The sequence below is a fragment of the Bradyrhizobium sp. P5_C11_2 genome, from assembly GCF_054049755.1.
In genome coordinates, this window is the sequence record NZ_JBFULT010000365.1 from 1 (window position 1) to 7,640 (window position 7,640).

Genomic DNA, 7,640 nt, shown 5'->3' on the forward strand with positions numbered 1-7,640 from the left:
GCTTGATTGCGCTTGCGATCATCATCGTCGCGAGCCTGCCTTGGAGCTACAGCCTCATCACCGATCCGCACGGGCGCTCGGCGCTGCTGCTGATCGATCTTGCGGCACTCGCGGGCGGCCTCGGCTTCCTGGTGTTCGGCGCGCTGAAATGGCCCTGGCTGAAGACCTGGTGGGCCACGCATCACATCCACGCCTGTGCCGTGATCGCGAACCGCGTGATCTTCAGCCGCTCGCGCGGGCCGGCCGTCGCGATCCTGTCGCTGATCGTGCATGTGCTGGCCGTCGTCGTCGCCTGGTGCGTGGTGCAGTCGATCGCCGCCCCGGTCAGCTTCGGCGACGTCTTCCTGCTGGTACCGCCGGTGATGCTGATCACGATGATGCCGATCTCGATCGCCGGCTGGGGCGTGCGTGAAGCCACCATGGGCCTGGCGTTCGGCTTCGCGGGACTTGCCGTGCACGAGGGCGTCAACGTCTCGCTGCTGTTCGGCGCCGTGTTCTTCATCGTCGGCGCGATCGGCGGACTGGTCTGGATCCTCAGCGCCGAGAAAGCCGCGCAAGGGTCGGCGCCGCTCGGGGTGCCGGAGTGAGTTCGGCCGCCGCCGTCGCACCGTCGCTGCTTGCCGTCGCGATCGCCGCGCTGATTTCGGCCCTCATCACCTGGACCAGCCGTCCCCTGCTGCAGCGCTACGCGCTGGCGCGGCCGAATGCGCGATCCTCGCATCGCATCCCGACCCCGCAGGGCGCGGGCATCGCGGTGATATCAGCGACGCTGCTGGTTGCTTCGATCTGGGCGGCCTGGGCCGGCGTCGCGATCCCGCCGGCGCTGGTGGGCGCGACGGTGCTCATCGCGCTGGTCGGATTTGCCGACGACATCATGTCGCTGCCGGTGCTGGTGCGACTCGCGCTGCAAGCTGCTGCCGTCGGTGCGGTGGTGTTCACCTCGCCCGAGACCGCGCGCGTCGTCCCGGCCCTGCCGCTGGGGCTGGAGCGCGGCCTCATCCTGCTCGCGGGCGTCTGGTTCGTGAACCTCGTCAACTTCATGGACGGGCTCGACCTGATGACGGTGGCCGAAGTGGTGCCGGTCTCCGCGGCGCTCCTGCTGCTGGGATGGCTCGGCGAACTGTCCTGGCCGGCCGTCCTCATCGCCGCGACGCTGTGCGGCGCCATGCTCGGCTTTGCGCCGTTCAACCGGCCGGCCGCAAAGGTGTTCCTGGGCGACGTCGGCAGCCTGCCGATCGGCCTCCTGCTCGGCTGGTGCCTGCTGGAGCTCGCCTGGCACGGACAGCCGGCCGCAGCGCTGCTGCTGCCCGCTTACTATCTCGCGGATTCCACCATCACGCTGCTCCGTCGCATCGCGCGGCGCGAACAATTCTGGTCGGCGCACCGCACGCATTTCTACCAGCGCGCCACCGATAACGGTTTCACCGTACCCCGCGTGATCGGCGAGGTGTTCGCGCTCAATCTCGGGCTTGCGCTGCTCGCCATCGTCACCATTCGCGCCGGGTCGATGGCGGTCACGATGCTCGCGCTGCTGGCAGGCGCGATCGCGGTCGGCTTCGTGCTGCGGCGGTTCTCGCGCCCTCAGGTGTCCTGAGCCGACAGTGCGAGCCGCAAGCCCTCGTCGAGGGTGACCTCCGGCTGCCACCCGGTCGCCAGCGCCTTGGAGACGTTGAGCTCGAGCGAGCCGATCAGGCTGTCATGGGTATCGCGCCGGCCCATCACGCCAAGCAGCGTGCCGAGCAGCTCCGGCGGCAAGCCGAACAACCGCGGGCTCTTGCCGGATGCCTTGGCCAGGCGCTCGATGAATTCGGGCGTCGAGACCTGCTCCCTGTCGGCCACCAGAAAGATCTCGAAATTGCTGGCGGGGTCGGGATGGGCGAGCCGGCGCAGGATGAACGACGACAGGTTCTGCACCGCGAGGAAGGCGCGGTGATTGCGGATCGCGGCAAAGGGCAGCGGCAGGCCCAGATTCACCGCACGCGTCAGCAGCGCAAAATTGCCCTTGGCTCCCGCACCATAGACCAGCGGCGGCCTGATCACCGAGATCTTCATGTCGGTGCCGCGCGCCAGCGTCCTCAAGCCCGCCTCGGCCGCCGCCTTGGACATGCCATAGAGGCCGCGCGGCGTCAGGATGTCGTCCTCGCTGAACGGCGCACGGCCCTCGTTGCTGCGGCCATGCACGAGGACCGTGCTGACGAAGATGAACTGGCGCACACCGGCCGTCGCCGCGCTGCGCGCCAGGTGCAGCGTGCCGGCGATGTTGACGTTGCGGTAGAGCTGGACCGCATGCTCCTCGTGCTTGTGATGCACCCGGGCGGCGAGATGGACCACGGCGTCGACGCCATCGAGCGCGGCCTGCCAATCGGTCTCGGGGCCGATCGCTTCAATGACGACCTCCTCACCGATGCCCTCCGGACTGCGCACCGCGCGGCGGACCGACCATCCCTCCCGCGCCAGCGCAGGCACGACATGACGGCCGACGAAGCCGCTCGCTCCCGTCACCAGCACGACCGGTTTTCGTTCGCTCATCGTTGCTCCGCCAATTCGGGGTTGCGCAACAATTCGTCGACCAGGGCGGCATAGGCGTTCATCGCGGTGACGCGATCGAATTTCGACGCCGCCTTCACCGCGCGCTCGGCCATGGCGCCGTCGCAGGACACGGACGCCGTACGGATCGCCTCGGCCAGCCGATCGGCACGGCCCGGCGGCACGACCCAGCCGAGCCCGTTTTCCACCACCGTCAGCGCGGCCTCGGCTTCCGGCTCGGAGACCAGCACGACCGGACGGCCGACCGCCAGCAGATTATAGAACCGGCTCGGCACCGACACCCCGGCAACGTCCTTTCGGTACGGAATGATCCAGAGGTCGGCAGCGGTCAGGAACGCCTCGAGCTCCGCATCCTCGACGCGCGCCACGAAGGAAACATTGGGCAGGCTCATAGCCGCCTGCAACTGCTTCAACCGGTCGAAGCCGATGCCCCAGCCGGACAGCAGGAAGTGAATGTCGCCCTCGTCCTTCAGCAGGCGCGCCGCCTCGAACACGATCTCCGGATCATGGGTGAAACCGAGATTGCCGGACAGGCCGACGACGAAGCGGGCCGCCAGCGCCTTGCGAAACGGATTGTCCGCTGTCACCGGCCGCGGCCCGGGCACCAGCGTCGCCCAGTTCGGGATGAAGCGGATCTTGTTCCGCGTCATGCCCCGATAGCTCAGCAGCGGCCGTTCCGCGTCGCGGCCGATGGTGATGACGGCATTGAGCGCGCGGAACATCAAGGCGTTGGCGGCCCGCATCGTCCGGGTCACGATCGAACCGGGCTTCAGAATCCCCGCCGTCACGAGCACGTCCGGGAAGAGGTCGTGCAGGATCAGCGCCGAGCGGGCGCGCTTCAGCCTTGCGGCCGCCGCGACCGCGTAAGGCAGCATGAACGGCGCGGTGACGGTGACCACGACGTCGCCGGGCCGGAGCTCCCRTATCAACGCCAGGAACGTGCGCGCCGCGAACAGCAGTTCGGCCGCGCCGCGCCGCACCAGCGCCGCCTTGCCGGTCATGCGGTTCTTGATGGCGACGATGCGCGGCTTGCCCGGGCCGGTCTGCGACGCCGGCAACGCGCCGGGTGAGCCCGACAGCACGACGACCTCGTGCCCCGTGGCGAGGCGGCAGGCGATCTCGGCCATGATCGCCGCCGTCGTGCTCGGATCCGGTGGATAATGCTGGCTCGCAACGACGATCTTGCCGGGAGGCTGCATGGTCAGGCCGCGGTCGATCCGAATTCCGGGACCGCATCCTTCAGGATGGTCCTGATGGTGGCGCGATCGTCCCGCGCGATCGCCTGCTCCAGCGCCGTGATCCATTTGCGCAGGGTCTGCATCGGCGGCTCGTTCGGCTGCGCGGCCATGATGCCGGCAACACCGATCTCGCGGGTCGGCTCCTCGGAGGCGAACAGGATCTCGTGCAGGCGCTCGCCCGGCCGCATGCCCGTGAACACGATCTCGATGTCGTAGCCGGGCTGAAGGCCGGACAGGCGGATCATGCGTTCGGCGAGATCGACGATCTTGACCGGCTGGCCCATGTTGAGGACGTAGACCGACACGTCCGAACGCACCGTTCCGAGCGCGTGCGTCGCTGCCGTGATCACGAGGTCGCAGGCCTCGCGGATGGTCATGAAGTAGCGGACCATGTCGGGATGCGTGACCGTCACCGGGCCGCCGGCCTCGATCTGGGCCTTGAACTTCGGCACCACCGAGCCGTTCGACGCCAGCACATTGCCGAACCGGACCGAGATCAGGCGCATCGGCGGCTTGCCGCCGCCGCTGCCTGCCGCAAGATCGTGATCGAGCGCCTGGCAATACATCTCCGCGAAGCGCTTGGTCAGGCCGAGCATCGACACCGGCTCGATCGCCTTGTCGGTCGAGATCATCACCATGGCTTCGGCGCCGGCACTGAGCGCGGCATCGGCGACGTTGATCGAACCGAAGATGTTGGTCTTGACCCCCTCGCTCCAGTCGCGCTCGAGGATCGGCACGTGCTTGAGGGCCGCGGCATGGAATACGATGTCGGGCTTGAACTCGGCCATCAGTCGCATCATGCGCTCGCGGTCGCGGATGTCGGCGATCCGCCCCTCGATCGCGGCTTCCGTGCCATCCGCCGTGAGCGCTTCCGTGACCGCGTAGAGCGCCGGCTCGGAATTCTCCAGGATCAGGAGGCGCGCGGCACCGAAGGCGACGATGCGCTCGCAGATCTCGGACCCGATCGAGCCGCCGCCGCCGGTGACGATCACCGCCTTGCCCTTGATCAGGGCTTCGAGGCGCGCATAGTCGATCGTCTCGCTCGGCCGCAGCAGGAGATCCTCGACTGCGACAGCGGTCAGCCGCGGCGTATCGCCACTCTCGAGCGACGGCATGCGATTGACGATCACGCCCAGCTTGCGTGCCCGCATCAGGATCGATTCCGGGTGCGCCTCCGGCTCGAACGCCGACGGCGTCATGATGAGGCGCGCAATCGGCTTGTTGCGCTTGGCGAAGTCGGCGATGACATCCTCGATGTCGTCGATGCCGCCCAGCACCGGCACGTTGCGGATCAGCTGGCCGCGATCGGAGCTCGACGGCGACAGCACGCCGATCGGCCAGATACGCTTGATCGCCCCGCTCTCGATGCCGCGCAAGAGCACCTCGGCATCCGCGGCACGGCCGATCAGCAGCGTCGGCGCTGCATCCTCGGTCCTGGCGTGGCGCCGCACCCGCGTATAGCGGAAGTAGCGATAGGTCATGCGCGCCGCGCTGAGAAAGGAGATTTCGAGGAACCAGTAGAGGACGATCGTCACCTTGCCGAGGAAGAAGGCACCGCGGACGTTGGGGGCGACGAAGATGTAGTCGAGCGCGAGCAGCGCAACCGTCAGCACGGTCGCGACGCGAATGATGTTCAGCGCGTCGGGCAGCGAGATGAAGCGCCATTTCGTCGTGGTCAGGTTGAAGACGAAGAATACGACCACGGCGAAGGCGAGGAAGTAGGGCAGGATCTGGAACAGCAGTGGCAACCGGTCGTAGAAGCCGTCGCCGCCCTCGAAACGCAGATAGAAGGCGGCGAACAACGCCGCCGTGGTCGCCAGGAGGTCGTGGAGCGCGATCAGGAAATTGCGCAAGGTGAGATGCGAAAGACGCGTCATCCGCCGACCGATGAATATCCGATTGAGTGCAACCTGATCGCGCTGATAGCCCATCTCGGCAAGAACTGCCAGCACAAGACTTGCCATAAGACTGGCCGGCCGCGCGGCCGTTCAGGAACCGGCTTCCCCCGTCTTCGGYCTGGCCTGTTGTGCCCGGATCACCATGCCGCCGGCAACGCCGACGCCGATGACGTACATCCAGCCCTCGTGGAAGTCGAACAGATGGGAGTTGAACAGCGAGGTGAAGACGTTCTGGACCACGACCAGGAGGCCCACCCAATTGGCAAGTCCGTCGCCGCGGTACAAGAGGAGATGCAGGATCCAGATCGCGTAGAGAACGACGATGCCGATGGCGCCCCATTGCACGGCGACGTTCAGCGTCTGGTTATGCGGATTGCCGATCACCTCGCTGGAGGCCTGATATTGGCCGCCGGGCGTCGCGACCCGCTCGAACAATCCGCGCGTTGCGCCGGTGCCATGCCCGATGATCGGCGCCTCCACGAAGAAGCCGAGGGATTTCCGCCAGAATTCGAGTCGCAGGCCAAGCGAGCTCGGCTCGCCCTTCTCCATGTAGCGCGTGTAGTCGCTGGCAAAGGTGTCGGCGGTCTTGCGCAATTGCGGCGAGGCCTGCCAGGCGAGAACGGCACCCGCGAGCAGAACGGCGGCGATGATCGCGATGCTGCGCCATCTCAGATGAAGCAGCGCGAACACGCCGAACATGATCGGAACGGTGACGAGCGCGGTGCGGGATACCACCACGAAGACCATGTTGACGAAGAAGCTCAGCGCCAGCGCCGTGAGCACCCCCGCGAACCAGTAGCGCTTCTCGCGCAGCAGCAGCACGATTGGATAGGCGAGCKCGACCGCGCACAGCGTGAATTCCTGGCTCTGGTCGATGTAGTTCTTGACGAAGATGCCGCGCTCGAGGTGGTCCGGCTTCAACGTCAAGTTGGGATAGAAGGCGACCAGCCAGGACATCACCGACAACAGCGCGCAGGACACCAGGAAGGCGATGAACACCCAGTGTCCGCGCGGCGAGCGCGCGAAATGGTAGAGCAGGACGGGAAGGACGAGCAGCTTGATGGTCGGATTGAGCGCATAAACGCGCGCGCCCCAGGCCGCGTCCGACCACAGCGTCCCCACCAGCGCGAGCAGGACCAGGGCGATCGGCGCCAGGCAGATCGGACGCGTCAGCGATCGCAGGAAGGCGCCGACGTCGAGGAACGGCACCATGCAGACCAGCAACAGGGCGTTGAAGATCCCTGCGAGCGAGGTCGACCACGGCAGCGAGGCCGCGGTCAGCACCGCGAAGATATCGACCGCCTCGCCCCAGGCCGTAGGACTGCGCATGCGCCGCCACAGCATCGCGCCGGTGGTTTCCCGGGCGATTGCCGTCACTTGTCCCCTCCCCGGGCGCGATGGACCAGCGCCGTCGTGCTGAACCCCTGGAGAATGTCGACCAGCACGACCGTGCCGCCCGCGGCCTCCACGACCTCGTGGCCGACCACCTGCTCGCGGGTGTAGTCGCCGCCCTTCACCAGTGCGCTGGGCTTGATCCGGGTGATCAGGTCGATCGGCGTGTCCTCCTCGAAGATGACGACGAGATCGACGGCTTCGAGCGCCGCCAGCACCTCGGCGCGCGCGCGCTCGTCCTGGACCGGACGGTCCGCGCCCTTCAGCCGCCGCACCGAGGCGTCGCTGTTGAGGCCCACGATCAGGCGATCGCAGGCACCGCGCGCCGCGGTCAGCACCTTGACGTGGCCGGGATGCAGGATGTCGAAGCAGCCATTGGTGAAACCGACCCGCAAGCCCTGCCGGCGCCATTCGGCGAGCTGCGCTTCGAGCGCGCCGGCCTCGAGCACGATCTTCTCTTCGGCCGCGAGATAGGCATGCGGCAGGATCTTTCGCCGCAACTCGGCAGCGGTCACGCTGGCCGTGCCCTGCTTGCCGACGGCGACCGCGGCCGCCGCATTGGCGA

The 7,640-nt window shown here is 67.3% G+C and carries 7 protein-coding genes; 2 read left to right on the plus strand and 5 right to left on the minus strand.

The window, feature by feature from the left end; translation table 11 throughout:
* Both ACXJL8_RS27635 and ACXJL8_RS27640 read left to right on the plus strand, forming a co-directional pair.
* Nucleotides 1–587: lysylphosphatidylglycerol synthase domain-containing protein (locus ACXJL8_RS27635; RefSeq protein WP_456685932.1), on the plus strand; the 587-nt coding region annotated here is incomplete at its 5' end.
* A complete protein-coding gene (locus tag ACXJL8_RS27640) occupies nucleotides 584–1,594 on the plus strand; it encodes an MraY family glycosyltransferase (protein WP_456620989.1) in 1,011 nt (336 codons plus the stop codon). The genes ACXJL8_RS27635 and ACXJL8_RS27640, both read left to right, overlap by 4 nt.
* On the opposite strand, the gene ACXJL8_RS27645 is transcribed toward ACXJL8_RS27640, so the two are convergent.
* From ACXJL8_RS27645 to rfaE2, 5 genes are all read right to left on the minus strand, one after another.
* Complete coding sequence (locus ACXJL8_RS27645; RefSeq protein ID WP_456620988.1) at nucleotides 1,582–2,529, minus strand: NAD-dependent epimerase/dehydratase family protein; 948 nt, start codon at nucleotides 2,527–2,529, stop codon at nucleotides 1,582–1,584. The genes ACXJL8_RS27640 and ACXJL8_RS27645 overlap by 13 nt on opposite strands.
* On the minus strand, nucleotides 2,526–3,746 hold the full coding sequence (locus ACXJL8_RS27650; protein ID WP_456685933.1) for a glycosyltransferase family 4 protein: 1,221 nt from the start codon (nucleotides 3,744–3,746) through the stop codon (nucleotides 2,526–2,528). The genes ACXJL8_RS27645 and ACXJL8_RS27650 overlap by 4 nt, the downstream gene beginning before the upstream one ends.
* A gap of 2 nt (nucleotides 3,747–3,748) precedes the next feature.
* On the minus strand, nucleotides 3,749–5,662 hold the full coding sequence (locus ACXJL8_RS27655; protein WP_456620997.1) for an SDR family NAD(P)-dependent oxidoreductase: 1,914 nt from the start codon (nucleotides 5,660–5,662) through the stop codon (nucleotides 3,749–3,751).
* A gap of 111 nt (nucleotides 5,663–5,773) precedes the next feature.
* Nucleotides 5,774–7,060 (minus strand): O-antigen ligase family protein, encoded by a 1,287-nt coding sequence (locus ACXJL8_RS27660; protein WP_456685934.1) that lies wholly within the window; start codon nucleotides 7,058–7,060, stop codon nucleotides 5,774–5,776.
* Nucleotides 7,057–7,640 (minus strand): D-glycero-beta-D-manno-heptose 1-phosphate adenylyltransferase (gene rfaE2 / locus ACXJL8_RS27665; RefSeq protein ID WP_456685935.1); only part of this gene is annotated, 584 nt, incomplete at its 5' end. The genes rfaE2 and ACXJL8_RS27660, both read right to left, overlap by 4 nt.